This window comes from Thalassotalea mangrovi, assembly GCF_005116735.1.
GTDB lineage: Bacteria > Pseudomonadota > Gammaproteobacteria > Enterobacterales > Alteromonadaceae > Thalassotalea_A > Thalassotalea_A mangrovi.
Genome location: NZ_SWDB01000043.1, coordinates 1 through 17,744 on the forward strand (window position 1 = coordinate 1; position 17,744 = coordinate 17,744).

Below are 17,744 nucleotides of genomic sequence, written 5' to 3' on the forward strand. Positions count from 1 at the left end.
TACTTCCGTACGACTGACATCACTGGTGCAGTAGAGTTACCAGAAGGTGTAGAAATGGTAATGCCAGGCGACAACCTTAAGTTTGTTGTTGAGCTAATCAACCCAATCGCGATGGACGAAGGTTTACGCTTCGCTATCCGTGAAGGTGGCCGTACTGTAGGTGCTGGTGTAGTATCAAAAATCATCGAGTAATCGATAGATTTTCAATACTCTCGAAAAAAGGTCGCATTACGCGACCTTTTTTTATGCGCGATTGAAAATCAATCGGAGCTGCAAGCTGTAAGCTACAAGCTACAAGCTACAAGCCGTAAGTAGTTTTAGGTTTAACTTCGCGTCACATGCCTTTTCTTACAGCTCTCTCCTTACAGCTTTACAGCTTTACAGCTTTCTACTTAAAGCTTACAGCTTTCGTCTTACAGCTTTCGTCTTACAGCTTAAAGCTTGTCGCTTACGGCTCTGCCGTAGGTTTATTTTTTGACTTAACCGTTACTTGAATGTTAATACTTGTCCCTTGCAGGCAGTTTTTTTAGATTTTTGCGCAACTAGTAATCGCAATTTTAATTTAACGCCTTTATAATGTCCCTCTTTTGAAGGGGTGTAGTTCCAATTGGTAGAACGGCGGTCTCCAAAACCGACGGTTGGGAGTTCGAGTCTCTCCACCCCTGCCAATTTTATCGGCCCATGACAGGTGTCGGGGTTTTATCTGAATGACGGGAACAGGTCAAAGTTATGAACGCTAGTACAGAAAACCAATCAGGTTCTCTAGATACGCTGAAGTGGGGATTAGTTTTCCTTATTTTGGCTGGTATCGTTGTTGCTAATTACATGTATGGTGAAGTATCAGTACTAATTCGCGCAGTGGTTGCAGTTGTTGCAGTTGTTGTTGCCGGTTTGATAGCTTCGCAGACTGAAAAAGGTCGTAATGCTTTGGTTTTCGCCAAAGAGTCACGCACCGAAGTACGTAAAGTTGTATGGCCAACACGTCAAGAAGCATTACACACTACGGGTATTGTTATTGTTGCTACATTAATCATGGCACTTGTATTATGGGGCCTGGATACAGCATTGTTCGCAATCGTCAACTTTATTACTTCTTTGCAGGTTTAATCTATGTCTGAAGAAATCAAATTAAGATGGTACGTGGTTCAGGCCTTTTCTGGCTATGAAGCGCGTGTGCAAAAGACCTTACAAGAACACATTGAAATTCACGGCTTGCAGGACAAGTTTGGTCAGATTTTAGTACCAACTGAAGAAGTTGTGGAAATGCGTGCAGGTCAAAAGCGTAAAAGTGCACGTAAGTTCTTTCCAGGCTACGTCCTGGTAGAAATGGCGATGGACGAAGAAGCATGGCACTTAGTGAAAAGTGTACCGCGCGTACTTGGCTTTATTGGCGGTACCAGCGATCGCCCGGCGCCAATCAGCCAGCGTGAAGCTGATCGCATTTTGCAACGTCTTGAAGATTCTTCCGATAAACCAAGACCAAAAACATTGTTCGAGCCAGGCGAAGTGGTTCGTGTTATTGATGGTCCGTTTGCTGACTTTAACGGTGTTGTTGAAGAGTTGGATTACGAAAAGAGCCGCATTAAGGTTTCTGTTTCCATCTTCGGTCGTGCAACACCCGTTGAGCTTGAATTTAGCCAGGTTGAAAAAGGCTAATTCAAAATTTGTTAATGAAAAACCGGCTGTTAGCCGGTTTTTTTGTATATGGATGTATTTATCCTGAACGAGCCAGGGATGGTTGCCTGCAGGGATGCTGGTATATCGATTGTGTCGGGAACATTCAATTGATTCTAGTCAGGGTTTGTATATGGACATACTTATTCGAGATTATACCTCCATGAAATCTCGACATTCCATAAGTCCCTTTATATTTCCTCCCGAACCATGGAGGGTAGCAAGGAAGGGTTGCTTACAGGGAGGTAAGTACCCTGCATCACAGGATGGATTGATGCATGGGTTTATATGGACATACTTAGCCGAGATTTTACCTCCATGAAATCTCGACAATCCATAAGTCCCTTTATATTTCCTCTCGAACCATGGTCGATAACAGCGAAGGGACGTACCCAATCGTCTTAAAAATTGATTAATCAAGTATCTCAACTCGATTCACCATACGTATAGTAATCGCTGATTGTTAATTCGGTGTATCAAGAAAGTAATCATTAAATTTACAGAAATAAAATTCACAAGGTATCGCTTGCTCAACGCTGGTTAGTGGGGTAATTTGAGCAAAAAAATCTAGTGCGCTAATCATGTCAGTGTCTTCCGTTAATACCGCCAATGAAGAAATACAGGTAACTGAGCGATTTAATCGTCCGGTGATCTGGTGCATGATTGCATTCGCATTGCTTGGCATCTGGCTTTATTGCTTACAAAATTTCGCGAATCCTTTCGACACAATAAAAGAATATTTTGGCTTTCTGTTTCTCGGTATTGGTGGTGCAATAGCAGCCAACTCAACGGGTGCAGGTGGTGGCATCGTTTTCGTACCCAGCTTTACTGCGATGGGGATGAATATTGACCAGGTTATTGCCACCAGCGTTGCCATTCAATGCTTTGGGATGAGCGTTGGCAGCTTTACCTGGCTATATTGGTTTTCACGTAAACCAAAAATCTGTGCAGCTGGTGCCGTAACAGCTACGGTACCTGAATCACTATCCTTAATACTTAGTGCATTACTCGTTTGTGTTCCTCCTTCTATCACAGGTATGTGGCTTGTTCAGTATTTACCATTCCCTCCTGTTGGTGATGTGAACCTTATCTTCAGTATTTTCTCTCTGCTCTTTGGTGTGTTGGTTCTGGCGCAGGTGGCGACGATTGGTGATAAGGTTAACCACGTCGAGCAATCGTTTAGCAAGGCAAATATTGCCTTACTTGTTTTCGCGAGTTTTATCGGTGGCATTATTACCGCCTGGATCAGCGTCGGGGTTGGCGAAATTATCGCGGTTGTCTTGCTGCTGCTCGGCTTTTCGGTAATGTATTCGGTTGCTGTCGGCGTAATGGTTTCTGCCATTACGGTGATTGCCGGGGTTGCCGACTTTGCGCTACAAGGACACATCGTCACTGAGGTATTACTTTTTGCTGCTCCTGGCGCCATGATCGGCGGATTTATCGCTCGCTTTATTGCTCAGGCACTTGGTGGCATGCGTCTGAAAATATTCCTCGGAAGCTGGATTTTACTGGTTGGTATCGCCGGCGTCTGGCCATTCTGATAACAACTCAAAGTCTTAGTGGCATGGCGAAAAACTAAATCACGATTTATTGCTGCTTTTTTAATCGTATCTCTTGATCCCTTTCCTCTGATTAATATATAATCCGCTGCCGATTTTATTTGAGGCCCGCTAGGCGTTTAAATAAAGTCCTAATTTCAACGGGGAGCTATTGGTTCAATAGCGTTTGTACCCATACTAAAGGTATTAAATCATGGCTAAAAAAGTCCAAGCTTTAATCAAGCTACAGGTTGCTGCTGGTGCAGCTAACCCTTCACCCCCAGTTGGTCCTGCGCTAGGTCAACACGGTGTGAACATCATGGAATTCTGTAAAGCATTCAACGCCAAAACAGATTCTCTTGAAAAAGGTGCTCCAGTTCCAGTAGTTATTACTGTATACAACGACCGCTCTTTCACGTTTGAAACTAAGACTCCACCTGCTTCTTTCTTATTGAAAAAAGCTGCTGGTATCAAGAGTGGTTCTGGTCGTCCTAACACTGAAAAAGTTGGTACCGTTACACGTGCTCAACTTGAAGAAATCGTTAAGACTAAAGAGCCAGATTTAACTGCAGCGGACATGGATGCTGCGGTACGTACAATCGCGGGTTCAGCTCGTTCTATGGGTTTAGTGGTAGAGGATTAATCAATGGCTAAATTATCAAAACGCGCTCGTCTAATCCGTGAAAAAGTAGACGTATTAAAAGAATACGAAATCAATGAAGCCTTAGCTTTATTGAAAGAGTTAGCGACTGCTAACTTCAAAGAAAGTGTTGATGTAGCTGTTAAGCTTGGCATCGACGCTCGTAAATCAGATCAAAACGTTCGTGGTGCTACTGTTCTTCCAAACGGTACTGGCCGTGACGTACGTGTTGCTGTATTTACTCAAGGTGCAAACGTTGACGTTGCAAAAGAAGCAGGTGCTGACATCGTAGGTATGGAAGATCTTGCTGAACAGGTGAAAAAAGGCGAAATGAACTTTGACGTTGTTATCGCTACTCCTGATGCAATGCGTGTTGTTGGTCAACTTGGTCAGGTACTTGGTCCTCGTGGCCTTATGCCTAACCCGAAAGTTGGTACTGTAACTCCAGACGTAGCTACTGCTGTTAAAAATGCAAAAGCTGGTCAGGTTCGTTACCGTAACGACAAGAATGGTATCATCCATTCTACCATCGGTAAGGTTGACTTTGAAAATGGTCAATTAGAAGAGAACCTGGTTGCTTTGCTTGCTGCGCTTAAGAAAGCTAAGCCTGCACAAGCTAAAGGTGCTTACTTCAAGAAGATCAGTCTTTCAACAACTATGGGTGCTGGTGTTGCCATCGCTCAAAGTTCTTTGAGTGACATCTAATACGTTTTTAACGTTTACACAGGGGTGATATTAGTCTATAATTTCGCCCCTCTAATTTTGGTAGGTGCTTAAAATATCTTATTTTGAGCTCCCGTCAAAGACCGTAGGTGTGTTAAATATCCGTGTTTGCGGGTTGACCACTTAATTTCCTACGTAGATGGTGATTACCCAGATTTTTTCCTAAATTTCTGGCTCTCGCCGTAATGGCCCGGGACGGCGAAGCTTTGTAGTAACAAAGTAACCTGACTCGGGAGTTTTAAATACCGGCTTTGCCGGTGGAACCAGGAGTTAAAGCCAATGGCTATCAATCTTGATGACAAAAAAGCAATTGTTGCTGAAGTTCAAGAAGCTGCCAATGGCGCTCAGTCAGCTGTAATCGCCGATTCACGCGGTATTACAGTTGAAGCGATTACTGCACTGCGTAAGCAGGCACGTGAAAACGGTGTATGGATGAAAGTTGTTCGTAACACCTTAGCACGTCGTGCAGTTGAAGGTACTTCTTTCGAATGTCTTAAAGACACTTTCGTTGGTCCTTCACTAATCGCATTTTCAAGCGAGCACCCAGGTGCCGCTGCTCGTTTATTCGCAGACTTCGCTAAACAAAACGAAGTTTTTGAATTAAAAGCAGCAGCCTATGAAGGTGAAGTCGTTGATGTACAGTTACTTGCTAAGTTACCTACATACGACGAAGCTATTGCACGTTTAATGAGCGCTATGAAAGAAGCATCTGCAGGCAAACTTGCCCGTACTATTGCTGCAATTCGCGATCAGAAAGAGCAAGAAGCAGCTTAATTATTGCTGTTTGTTTGCAAATTATAGTTATTTCAAACAGCAAGTTGGCTGTTTATTAAAATAGGAAAGATTACAATGTCTGTATCTAAAGACGATATCTTAAACGCTATTGCAGAAATGTCTGTAATGGATGTAGTTGAACTAGTAGAAGCTATGGAAGAAAAATTCGGTGTTTCTGCCGCTGCAGCTGTTGCTGTTGCTGGTGGTGACGCAGGCGGCGCAGCTGCTGAGCAAACTGAATTTGACGTTATCCTAGAGAGCTTCGGTGGTAACAAAGTTGCTGTAATCAAAGCAGTACGTGGTGCTACAGGTCTTGGTCTTAAAGAAGCTAAAGAAGTTGTTGAGTCAGCTCCTAAAGCTCTTAAAGAAGGTGTTGAAAAAGCTGAAGCTGAAGCACTTAAGAAAGAACTTGAAGAAGCCGGTGCTACGGTTGTTATCAAGTAATCTGTATTCGTACAGATTTGCTGCCTGAATAGGCAATGGCTGGTGATTTAAACGTCACCGGCCTTTTTGCGCTAAAGAATATGGTTTTTTTTTAAACCAAAACAGTGCATTATTAAATCTTGATCCTGAAAAAGGGTCAGGATTTAGTTTTACTCCTGTCTGACAAGACAGATTCGGCCATAACCAGCAAGCTGAGGAACCCCATGGTTTACTCTTATTCTGAGAAGAAACGAATTAGAAAGGACTTTGGTAAGAGCGCTCAGGTAATGGATTATCCATTCCTGTTGTCTATCCAACTCGAATCTTTCCGTAAGTTTATTGATATCGACCCAACAGGTGAGTATGGCTTAGAAGCCGCATTCCGTTCTGTATTCCCCATCAAAAGTTATTCTGGTAATTCAGAATTACAATATGTCAGTTATCGTTTAGGCGAGCCGCTGTTTGACGTTAAAGAGTGTCAAATCCGTGGACTTACCTATTCTGCTGCGTTGCGCGTTAAATTACGTTTGGTAATTTATGATAAAGAAGCCGCCGCAGGTACAGTAAAAGATATTAAAGAACAAGAAGTCTACATGGGCGAAATCCCAATCATGACGGAAAATGGTACCTTTGTAATCAATGGTACGGAGCGTGTTATTGTTTCGCAATTACACCGTTCACCAGGTGTTTTCTTCGATCATGATAAAGGTAAAACCCACTCCTCAGGTAAAGTATTGTATAACGCCCGCGTTATCCCTTACCGTGGTTCTTGGTTGGATTTTGAATTTGATCCGAAAGATAACCTGTTTGTCCGTATTGACCGTCGTCGTAAATTACCTGCGTCTATCATTCTTCGTGCGCTTGAATATAGCACGGAAGAAATCCTGGCAATGTTTTACGAGACAACGCGTTTTGATCTGAAAAAGAATAAGCTGATCATGGAATTGGTTCCTGATCGTTTACGTGGTGAAACTGCGACGTTCGACATCAAAATGCCAAACGGTGATGTTTTAGTAGAGCAAGGTCGCCGTATTACTGCGCGTCATATCCGTGCACTTGCGAAAGAAAATGTTGATACGCTGGAAGTACCAGCAGACTACATCGTTGGTCGTGTATTAGCAAAACCTTATGTCAATAAGTCTACCGGCGAAGTGGTTGCGGAAGCGAACGCTGAGATCACGCTGGAATTACTGGCTGAATTGACAGAAGCGGGTTACAAATCCTTTGAAACTCTGTACATGAATGAATTCGACTGTGGTTCATACATGTCAGATACCCTGCGTATCGATAACACAACCAATCGCTTAGAAGCATTAGTTGAAATTTATCGTATGATGCGTCCAGGTGAGCCACCAACAAAAGACGCTGCAGAAGCGTTATTTGATAATCTGTTCTTCTCTGATGAGCGATATGACTTATCAACTGTTGGTCGTATGAAATTTAACCGCCGCGTGGGTCGCTCAGAGAGCACCGGCGAAGGCGTACTATCCAATGATGATATTATCTCTGTAATGAAAACCCTGATCTCGATCCGAGATGGTAAGGGTGAAGTTGATGATATCGACCACTTAGGTAACCGTCGGATCCGTAGTGTTGGTGAAATGGCCGAAAACCAATTCCGCGTTGGTCTGGTTCGTGTAGAGCGTGCTGTACGTGAACGTTTGAGCCTGGGTGATTTGGATGCGGTAATGCCGCAGGATCTGATTAATGCCAAACCGATTTCAGCTGCCGTTAAAGAATTCTTTGGTTCTTCGCAGTTGTCACAGTTTATGGATCAGAACAACCCGCTTTCTGAGGTGACTCATAAGCGTCGTATTTCTGCATTAGGACCGGGTGGTCTGACTCGCGAACGTGCTGGTTTCGAGGTTCGTGACGTACATCCGACTCACTATGGTCGTGTTTGTCCAATCGAAACACCGGAAGGTCCAAACATCGGTTTGATCAACTCGTTATCCTGTTATGCCCGTACTAACGATTATGGTTTCCTTGAGACTCCATATCGTAAAGTTGTCGATGGTGTGGTAACGGATGAAATCGAATACTTATCAGCCATTGAAGAAGGTAACTTCGTCGTTGCCCAGGCAAATGCTGAAACCGATGCCAACAACAAGATAGTTGAAGGCCTGGTGCCATGTCGTCATAAGAACGAATCAACCCTGATGTCATCGGATCAGGTACAGTTCATGGACGTATCTCCACAGCAGATTATCTCTGTGGCAGCGTCGCTTATCCCATTCCTGGAGCACGATGATGCAAACCGTGCCTTGATGGGTGCGAACATGCAACGTCAGGCGGTTCCAACGTTAAAAGCGGATAAGCCGCTGGTTGGTACTGGTATGGAAAAAACCATTGCCGTTGACTCTGGCGTAACAGCCGTAGCTAAGCGTGGTGGTGTTGTTGATTATGTTGACGCTTCTCGTATCGTTGTTCGTGTAAACGAAAATGAAATGGTACCAGGTGAAGCAGGTATCGATATTTACAACCTGACTAAATACACGCGTTCTAACCAGAACACCTGTATTAACCAGCGTCCTACCTGTCATATCGGCGATCCGGTACAACGTGGTGATGTATTAGCCGACGGTCCATCAACAGACCTTGGTGAGCTGGCACTTGGCCAGAATATGCGTATCGCATTCATGCCTTGGAATGGCTACAACTTCGAGGATTCGATGTTGATTTCCGAGCGTGTAACGAAAGAAGACCGCTTCACCACTATCCACATTCAGGAATTAAGCTGTATTGCCCGTGATACTAAGCTGGGTAGCGAAGAAATCACTTCAGATATTCCAAATGTTGGTGAGTCTGCGCTTTCTAAGCTGGACGAATCTGGTGTTGTTTACATCGGTGCCGAAGTTAACGGTGGCGATATCCTGGTTGGTAAGGTTACGCCGAAAGGTGAAACGCAACTGACGCCGGAAGAAAAACTTCTACGTGCGATCTTCGGTGAGAAAGCCGCAGACGTTAAAGACAGCTCATTACGTGTACCGAACTCAGTTTCCGGTACGGTTATCGACGTACAAATCTTCACCCGCGATGGTGTAGAGAAAGACGCTCGTGCGCTGGAAATCGAAGAGATGCAACTTAAGCAGGTTAAGAAAGACCTTGGCGATGAGTTCAGCATTCTTGAAGATGGTATTTATGCCCGTGCTAAGAAGCTGTTACTGGCTTCAGGCATGAGCGAGTCTGATTTGACTTCTATGTCTCGTGACAAGTGGTTGACTCAGGTTCTTTCTGACGAAGCTCAGCAAACTGATCTTGAACAAATCGCCGAGCAGTACGATGCGATCAAAGAAGACTTCGATAAGAAGTTCGAAGCTAAGCGTCGTAAGATCACTCAAGGTGATGACCTACAACCGGGTGTCCTTAAGGTTGTTAAAGTTTATCTTGCGGTTAAACGTCAGCTACAACCAGGTGATAAAATGGCCGGTCGTCATGGTAACAAGGGTGTAATTTCATCCATTGTACCAGTTGAAGACATGCCTTATGACCAGAACGGTGAGCCGGTTGATATCGTACTTAACCCGCTGGGTGTACCATCGCGGATGAACATCGGTCAGATCCTTGAAACTCACTTAGGTATGGCTGCACGCGGTATCGGTGAAAAGATTGATCGTATGGTTAAAGCTCAGCAGGAAGTTGCGAAAATGCGCGAATTCCTGAAAGAAGTATACAGCGTTGGTGAATCTCGTCAGGATGTCGACTTAGACACTTTCTCTGATGATGAAATCATGCGTCTGGCAGATAACCTGCGTGCTGGTCTTCCGGTAGCGACACCGGCATTCGATGGTGCGGCAGAGAAAGAGATTAAAGAACTATTCCGCCTGGCAGATATGCCTGAAAGCGGTCAGTTCACCCTGATTGATGGCCGTACTGGTCGTGAATTTGAGCGACCTGTAACTGTTGGTTACATGTACATGCTGAAACTTAATCACTTGGTTGATGACAAGATGCACGCTCGTTCAACAGGTTCTTATTCACTGGTTACTCAACAGCCGCTGGGTGGTAAAGCTCAGTTTGGTGGTCAGCGTTTCGGTGAGATGGAAGTATGGGCACTGGAAGCATACGGTGCTGCCTACACCCTACAAGAAATGCTGACGGTGAAATCCGATGACGTCAATGGTCGTACTAAGATGTACAAAAACCTTGTTGATGGTGACCATCGTATGGAACCGGGCATGCCTGAATCGTTCAACGTATTATTGAAGGAAATCCGTTCGTTAGGTATCAACATCGAACTGGATCAGGAATAACCGGGCACTGAGTTAATCAGTAAAGTTACTACATGGAGAGGGGATACCCTCTCCCGATGTTAACTCCGACAGGAGACAGAGTGTGAAAGATTTACTTAAGTTTCTTAAGCAACAAAATCAAACAGAAGAATTCGATGGTATTCGAATTGGCCTGGCATCGCCAGATATGATCCGTTCATGGTCATACGGCGAAGTGAAAAAGCCTGAAACCATCAACTACCGTACCTTTAAGCCAGAACGCGATGGTCTGTTCTGTGCTCGTATCTTTGGCCCGGTAAAAGACTATGAGTGTTTGTGTGGTAAATACAAGCGCCTTAAGCACCGTGGTGTTATTTGTGAAAAGTGTGGCGTTGAAGTTACCCTGACTAAAGTTCGTCGTGACCGCATGGGGCATATTGAGCTGGCCAGTCCGGTTGCTCACATCTGGTTCTTAAAATCATTGCCATCGCGTATTGGTTTATTACTGGATATGACGTTACGTGATATCGAACGTGTCCTTTATTTCGAATCTTATGTTGTTACCGAAGCCGGTATGACAACGTTGGAGCGTGGCCAGATCCTTACTGAAGAAGAGTATCTGGATGCATTGGAAGAGCACGGTGATGAATTCGACGCAAAAATGGGTGCCGAAGCGGTATTGGCGTTGCTGAAAGAAATCGATCTGGAAGGCGAAATCGCGCAAATGCGCGAAGAGTTGCCGGAAACCGGTAGCGAAACCAAGCGTAAGAAAATCACCAAGCGTTTGAAATTAATGGAAGCATTTGCCCAGTCTGGTAACAAGCCAGAGTGGATGATTATGTCGGTACTACCGATCCTTCCACCAGATCTGCGTCCGCTTGTACCACTAGATGGTGGTCGTTTTGCAACATCTGATCTGAACGATTTATATCGCCGTGTCATCAACCGTAACAATCGTCTGAAGCGCCTTTTAGACCTGGTTGCTCCGGATATCATCGTCCGTAACGAAAAACGTATGCTACAGGAATCTGTTGATGCGTTATTAGATAACGGTCGTCGCGGTCGTGCGATCACAGGTTCTAACAAGCGTCCTCTGAAATCTCTTGCTGATATGATCAAGGGTAAGCAGGGTCGTTTCCGTCAGAACTTGCTTGGTAAGCGTGTTGACTACTCAGGTCGTTCTGTAATCACCGTTGGTCCAACGCTTCGTTTACACCAGTGTGGTCTTCCTAAGAAGATGGCGCTGGAGTTATTTAAACCATTTATCTACGGTAAGCTGGAAGCCCGTGGCCTGGCTACAACCATTAAAGCCGCTAAGAAATTAGTTGAGCGCGAAGGTGGTGAAGTTTGGGACGTTCTTGATGAAGTTATCCGTGAGCACCCGGTTATGCTTAACCGTGCACCAACACTTCATAGATTGGGTATCCAGGCATTCGAACCGGTACTGATCGAAGGTAAAGCCATTCACTTGCACCCGCTGGTATGTGCGGCGTATAACGCTGACTTCGATGGTGACCAAATGGCGGTACACGTACCATTAACGCTGGAAGCTCAGTTAGAAGCTCGTGCGCTAATGATGTCTACCAACAACGTACTGTCTCCGGCGAATGGTGATCCAATTATCGTACCTTCACAGGACGTTGTATTAGGTCTTTATTACCTGACTCGTGACTGCGTAAACGGTAAAGGTGAAGGCATGGTTTTCGCTTCTCCAAAAGAAGCCGAAAAAGCCTATCGTACCGAGTCTGCAGAATTGCATGCCCGCGTTAAGATCCGCATCACCGAACACAAAAAAGATGCGGACGGCAATCTGGTACCGGAAACCAACCTGATTGATACCACAGTCGGCCGTGCTTTGTTATGGATGGTGTGTCCAGACGGCATGCCGTTTGAGATTATCAACCAGACACTTGGTAAAAAGCAGATCTCAAATCTTATCAACCATGCGTATCGTAACCTTGGCCTGAAAGAAACGGTTATTTTTGCTGACCACATTATGTACACAGGTTTCCATTATGCGATGGTTGCCGGTGCATCGGTTGGTATTGACGATATGGTTATTCCAGATGAGAAGTACACCATCATCGACGCTGCGGAAGAAGAAGTTAAAGAGATTCAGCAACAGTTCGAATCAGGTCTTGTAACCGCGGGTGAGAAATACAACAAAGTTATCGATATCTGGTCGTCTGCGAACGAAAAAGTTTCCAAGGCGATGATGGAAAACCTATCGAAAGATACGGTTGTTAACCGTGACGGCGAGATGGAAGAACAGGATTCTTTCAACTCGATCTTTATGATGGCCGACTCCGGTGCTCGTGGTAGTGCCGCACAGATTCGTCAGCTGGCTGGTATGCGTGGTCTGATGGCTAAGCCAGATGGCTCCATCATCGAAACGCCGATCACCGCGAACTTCCGTGAAGGTCTGAACGTACTTCAGTACTTCATCTCGACTCACGGTGCTCGTAAAGGTTTGGCCGATACCGCACTGAAAACAGCGAACTCAGGTTATCTGACTCGTCGTCTGGTCGACGTTGCCCAGGATTTGGTTGTTACCGAACATGACTGTGGTACCGACAAAGGCCTATTGATGACACCTCTGATTGAAGGTGGTGACGTTGTTGAGCCATTGCGCGAGCGCGTATTGGGCCGTGTGGTTGCTCAGGATGTACTAATCCCTGGTGGCGAAGAGGTATTGTTTGAGCGTAATACGCTACTTGACGAGCAAAAGTGTGATGTTCTTGAAGAACATTCTGTCGACCAGGTATGGGTTCGTTCAATCATTACCTGTGAAACAGACTTTGGTATCTGTGCCCAGTGTTACGGTCGTGACCTTGCCCGTGGTCACCTGATCAATGAAGGTGAAGCAGTTGGTGTTGTTGCCGCTCAGTCTATCGGTGAGCCTGGTACACAGCTAACCATGCGTACCTTCCACATTGGTGGTGCGGCATCACGTGCGTCTGCAGAAAACAGTGTCCAGGTGAAAAACACCGGTACCCTGAAGTTGCAAAGTGCTAAGTTTGTTAACAACTCAGAAGGCAAGCTGGTTATTACCTCTCGCTCTTCAGAGTTAACGGTTATCGATGAATTAGGTCGTGAGAAAGAGCGTTATAAGGTTCCTTACGGTGCAATCCTGAGTAAAGCTGACGGTGAAGCCATTGAAGCCGGCGAAACCATCGCCAACTGGGATCCGCATACTCACCCAATCATCACTGAGGTAGCTGGTAAGATTAAATTCGTTGATTTAATCGAATCTGTGACCATGACACGTCAAACCGACGAGTTAACCGGTTTGTCCAGCATCGTTATCACTGATGCGGCTCAACGCAGCTCAGCGGGTAAAGAAATGCGCCCAATGGTTAAGCTGGTTGATGCCAAAGGTAACGACGTAATGATTGCAGGTACCGATATTCCTGCACAATACTTCTTGCCAGGTAATGCGATTGTTAACCTGGAAGATGGTGCAGAGGTTAGCATTGGTGATGCCCTGGCTCGTATTCCTCAGGAAAGCTCGAAGACTCGTGATATTACCGGTGGTCTGCCACGTGTTGCTGACCTGTTCGAAGCTCGTAAGCCGAAAGAGCCTGCGATCCTTGCCGAAGTGACCGGTGTCATTGGATTTGGTAAAGAAACCAAGGGCAAGCGTCGCCTGCTAATCACTCAGCCGAGCGGTGAAGTTTACGAAGAAATGATTCCTAAATGGCGTCAGCTGAACGTGTTCGAAGGTGAACAGGTCATCAAAGGTGAAGTTATCGCCGATGGTCCAGAGTCTCCGCACGATATCCTGCGTCTGCGTGGTGTTGAGCATGTTGCTAATTACATCGTTAACGAAGTCCAGGACGTTTATCGACTGCAAGGTGTTAAGATTAACGATAAGCACATCGAAGTTATCGTACGTCAGATGCTGCGTAAGTGTGAAATCATGGATGCCGGTGATAGTGAATTCCTGGTTGGTGAGCAGGTGGAAGTATCTAACGTCCGCGTTGCTAACCGCGATTTGGAAGCGCAAGGTAAGCAACCGGCTCAATATCAGATTCTGATGCTGGGTATCACCAAAGCGTCGCTTGCGACTGAGTCATTTATCTCAGCAGCATCGTTCCAGGAAACTACCCGAGTTCTTACCGAAGCTGCCGTTGCTGGTAAGAAAGACGGTCTGCGTGGTCTGAAAGAGAACGTTATTGTTGGTCGTCTGATCCCGGCTGGTACCGGTTATGCCTATCACAAAGAGCGTCAGAACAAGCGTGGAGCTGATCAGGTTGAAGAGCCGACCGTATCGGCAATGGAAGCTGAACAGGCATTAACCGATGCACTTAACGCCGATCTTTCTGGTGACATGCCAGAAGGTATGGGTGAAGAGTAAGCTAAATTGTTAAAAAGATCGCAGAGATCGCCTCTGTGACTTGACAGGTTAAAGCTTGACCTATAGAATTCCGCGACCCTATGTTTAGGGTCGCGGTTTTTCACGTTTATAAGCGTGCATCATTAGCAGAAAATAACTGCGGATATGCACATGTTTTAACTAATCAGGAGCCCATTAATGGCAACTATTAACCAATTGGTACGTAAACCACGTGTCAAGCAGGTAACAAAAAGTAACGTTCCAGCGTTACAAGCTTGCCCGCAGCGTCGTGGCGTATGTACTCGCGTATATACAACTACGCCTAAAAAACCAAACTCAGCACTACGTAAAGTTGCTCGTGTACGTTTAACTAACGGCTACGAAGTTACTTCTTACATCGGTGGTGAAGGTCACAACTTACAAGAGCACAGCGTTATCCTAATTCGCGGTGGTCGTGTTAAAGATCTACCTGGTGTGCGTTATCACACCGTTCGTGGTGCACTGGATTGTTCTGGTGTAAACGACAGACGACAAGGCCGTTCTAAGTACGGTGCTAAGCGCCCTAAATCTTAACGGAACTCCGTCAAGTAAGGCCAAACATTTAGAAACAACAATTGTTTTGGGAAATTCCTGAAATATTATCGGAGTATTGAAAAATGCCAAGAAGACGTGTTGTAGGTCAGCGTAAAATTCTACCTGATCCTAAGTTCAAATCTGAACTACTTGCAAAATTCATCAACATCCTAATGGTTGATGGTAAAAAATCTACAGCTGAAAAAATCGTATACGGTGCATTAGACATCTTAGCTGAGAAACAATCTGACAAAGAACACCTAGAGCTATTCGAAACTGCGCTAGAGAACATCCGCCCACAAGTGGAAGTTAAATCTCGCCGCGTTGGTGGTTCTACTTATCAGGTTCCAGTTGAAGTTCGTCCGGTACGTCGTAACGCACTAGCTATGCGCTGGTTAGTTGAAGCTGCTCGTAAACGTGGTGAAAAATCAATGGCTCAGCGCCTGGCAAACGAAATGCTGGATGCGTCTGACAACAAAGGTTCTGCGGTTAAGAAACGTGAAGACGTTCACCGTATGGCTGAAGCGAACAAAGCGTTCGCACATTACCGCTGGTAATAACTTTAGGGTAGTCACCTTTGTGGCTACCCTTTTCTGCAATCTAAGGTATCAAACCTTGGGAAGAGGATACTATTGTGGCTCGTACAACTCCTATTGAGCGCTACCGTAACATCGGAATTTGTGCGCACGTAGATGCTGGTAAAACCACAACCACTGAACGTGTACTTTTTTATACCGGTTTATCTCATAAAATCGGCGAAGTACATGACGGTGCCGCGACCATGGACTGGATGGAGCAGGAACAGGAACGTGGTATCACAATCACTTCCGCTGCGACGACATGTTTTTGGAAGGGCATGGAAGGTCAGTTTCCAGACCACCGAATCAATATCATCGATACTCCTGGCCACGTTGACTTTACCATTGAGGTAGAGCGTTCATTGCGTGTGCTCGATGGTGCCGTACTCGTATTATGCGCATCTTCCGGAGTGCAACCGCAAACGGAAACCGTTTGGCGGCAGATGGAAAAATATTCCGTTCCACGTATGGTCTTCGTCAATAAGATGGACCGTGCAGGAGCAAACTTTTTAAACGTCGTTGAACAGATGAAAGATCGTCTCGGTGCAAACCCGGTACCCATGCAATTAGCTATTGGTGCGGAAGAGAATTTCACCGGTGTCGTCGATCTGATCAAAATGAAGGCCATTAACTGGAACGAAGCGGACCAGGGCATGACTTTCAACTATGAAGAGATCCCAGCAGATATGCAGGATCTTGCCGAAGAATGGCGCGAACACTTAGTGGAATCTGCGGCTGAGGCAAGCGACGAATTAATGGATAAATACCTGGAAGAAGGCGATTTATCCGAAGATGAAATCAAAGCAGGTTTACGCGCCCGTACGCTGAACAATGAAATCATTCTTTGTACCTGTGGTTCAGCCTTTAAAAACAAAGGTGTTCAGGCGGTATTGGATGGTGTCATTGAATACATGCCATCACCGACTGAAGTTGAAGCCATCAAGGGTATCAACGACGACAAAGATGAAACCGAAGGCACCCGTGAGGCCGACGACAATGCGCCGTTTGCATCGCTGGCATTTAAAATCGCGACCGACCCGTTTGTTGGTACATTGACGTTCATTCGCGTCTACAGTGGTGTGGTGAATTCTGGCGACGCGGTTTATAACCCGGTTAAAGCGAAAAAAGAGCGTATTGGTCGTATCGTGCAGATGCACTCCAATAACCGCGAAGAGATCAAAGAAGTTCGCGCCGGTGATATTGCCGCCTTAATCGGTTTGAAAGACGTTACAACGGGTGACACATTGTGTGATCCAAATCACGTGATTACCCTGGAGCGCATGGAATTCCCAGAGCCGGTAATTTCGGTGGCGGTTGAGCCAAAAACTAAAGCTGACCAGGAAAAAATGGGTATTGCTTTAGGTAAATTGGCCGCTGAAGATCCATCGTTCCGCGTCGAGACCGATGAAGAGACCGGACAAACCATTATCTCCGGTATGGGTGAATTACACCTTGATATTATCGTTGATCGAATGAAGCGTGAGTTTAAAGTCGATTGTAATGTCGGTAAGCCTCAGGTTAGCTATCGTGAAACGATTCGTAAATCCGTTGAAGTTGAAGGCAAATTTGTGCGTCAATCAGGCGGTCGAGGCCAGTTTGGTCATGTATGGCTGAAAATGGAGCCCCTTGAAGAAGGAGCAGGTTTCCAGTTTGAAAGCGAAATCGTTGGTGGCGTTGTACCAAGAGAGTACTGGGCTGCTGTCGAGAAAGGCTGTCAGGAACAGATGAACAACGGTGTGTTGGCTGGTTTCCCAATGTTGGATATCAAAGTCACCTTGTTCGATGGTTCTTACCATGACGTCGACTCGAACGAAATGGCGTTTAAAGTGGCCGCTTCCATGGGCTTTAAACAGGGTGCATTAGATGCAAACCCTGTGTTACTTGAGCCAATGATGCAAGTGGAAGTAACCACGCCAGAAGAAAATATGGGTGATGTTGTCGGCGACTTAAACCGTCGTCGTGGCATGATCGAGGGAATGGATGAAGGCCCAGCCGGCATGAAGCTGGTAAATGCATTGGTTCCGCTGGCTGAAATGTTCGGCTATGCAACCGACTTAAGAAGTGCCACTCAAGGTCGCGCTTCTTATTCCATGGAGTTCAAACAATATAATGAGGCTCCAAAAACTGTTGCAGATGCAATATGTCAGGCTCGTGTGGGCTAGGATTTCTGATAAGGGATTTACCCTTTATCTTTAATAACTTTAAGGTATAGCAAAATGGCTAAAGCAAAATTTGAACGTTCCAAACCGCACGTTAACGTAGGTACAATCGGCC

Annotated in this window: 13 protein-coding genes and 1 tRNA gene; all 14 read left to right on the forward strand. The window is 45.6% G+C overall.

The window, feature by feature from the left end:
- Positions 1-192 (forward strand): EF-Tu C-terminal domain-related protein (locus E8M12_RS15865; protein ID WP_497583697.1); only part of this gene is annotated, 192 nt, incomplete at its 5' end.
- 399 nt (positions 193-591) lie between these two features.
- Positions 592-668, forward strand: a tRNA-Trp gene (locus E8M12_RS15870).
- 61 nt (positions 669-729) lie between these two features.
- Positions 730-1,107, forward strand: coding sequence for a preprotein translocase subunit SecE (gene secE / locus E8M12_RS15875; RefSeq protein WP_136737254.1), 378 nt, complete (start codon positions 730-732; stop codon positions 1,105-1,107).
- 3 nt (positions 1,108-1,110) lie between these two features.
- Positions 1,111-1,656: a transcription termination/antitermination protein NusG gene (gene nusG / locus E8M12_RS15880; RefSeq protein WP_136737255.1), complete on the forward strand. Its 546-nt coding sequence runs from the start codon at positions 1,111-1,113 to the stop codon at positions 1,654-1,656.
- Between the two features lie 599 nt (positions 1,657-2,255).
- A complete protein-coding gene (locus E8M12_RS15885) occupies positions 2,256-3,215 on the forward strand; it encodes a sulfite exporter TauE/SafE family protein (RefSeq protein ID WP_136737256.1) in 960 nt (319 codons plus the stop codon).
- Between the two features lie 211 nt (positions 3,216-3,426).
- Positions 3,427-3,855, forward strand: a complete 429-nt coding sequence (gene rplK / locus E8M12_RS15890; protein WP_136737257.1) for a 50S ribosomal protein L11 — start codon at positions 3,427-3,429, stop codon at positions 3,853-3,855.
- 3 nt (positions 3,856-3,858) lie between these two features.
- Positions 3,859-4,557 (forward strand): 50S ribosomal protein L1, encoded by a 699-nt coding sequence (gene rplA, locus E8M12_RS15895; RefSeq protein ID WP_136737258.1) that lies wholly within the window; start codon positions 3,859-3,861, stop codon positions 4,555-4,557.
- Positions 4,558-4,854: 297 nt separating this feature from the next.
- Positions 4,855-5,349 carry a 50S ribosomal protein L10 gene (gene rplJ / locus E8M12_RS15900; RefSeq protein ID WP_136737259.1) on the forward strand — a complete coding sequence of 165 codons (495 nt, stop codon included), beginning with the start codon at positions 4,855-4,857 and terminating at the stop codon, positions 5,347-5,349.
- 75 nt (positions 5,350-5,424) lie between these two features.
- A complete protein-coding gene (rplL, locus tag E8M12_RS15905) occupies positions 5,425-5,793 on the forward strand; it encodes a 50S ribosomal protein L7/L12 (protein ID WP_136737260.1) in 369 nt (122 codons plus the stop codon).
- A 203-nt stretch (positions 5,794-5,996) separates the two neighbouring features.
- Positions 5,997-10,025, forward strand: a complete 4,029-nt coding sequence (rpoB, locus tag E8M12_RS15910) for a DNA-directed RNA polymerase subunit beta (RefSeq protein WP_136737261.1) — start codon at positions 5,997-5,999, stop codon at positions 10,023-10,025.
- 82 nt (positions 10,026-10,107) lie between these two features.
- Positions 10,108-14,340, forward strand: coding sequence for a DNA-directed RNA polymerase subunit beta' (rpoC, locus tag E8M12_RS15915; protein WP_136737262.1), 4,233 nt, complete (start codon positions 10,108-10,110; stop codon positions 14,338-14,340).
- Between the two features lie 177 nt (positions 14,341-14,517).
- On the forward strand, positions 14,518-14,892 hold the full coding sequence (rpsL, locus tag E8M12_RS15920) for a 30S ribosomal protein S12 (RefSeq protein WP_136737263.1): 375 nt from the start codon (positions 14,518-14,520) through the stop codon (positions 14,890-14,892).
- 83 nt (positions 14,893-14,975) lie between these two features.
- A complete protein-coding gene (rpsG, locus tag E8M12_RS15925) occupies positions 14,976-15,449 on the forward strand; it encodes a 30S ribosomal protein S7 (protein WP_136737264.1) in 474 nt (157 codons plus the stop codon).
- Between the two features lie 77 nt (positions 15,450-15,526).
- Positions 15,527-17,632: an elongation factor G gene (gene fusA / locus E8M12_RS15930; RefSeq protein ID WP_136737265.1), complete on the forward strand. Its 2,106-nt coding sequence runs from the start codon at positions 15,527-15,529 to the stop codon at positions 17,630-17,632.
- Positions 17,633-17,744: the final 112 nt, after the last annotated feature.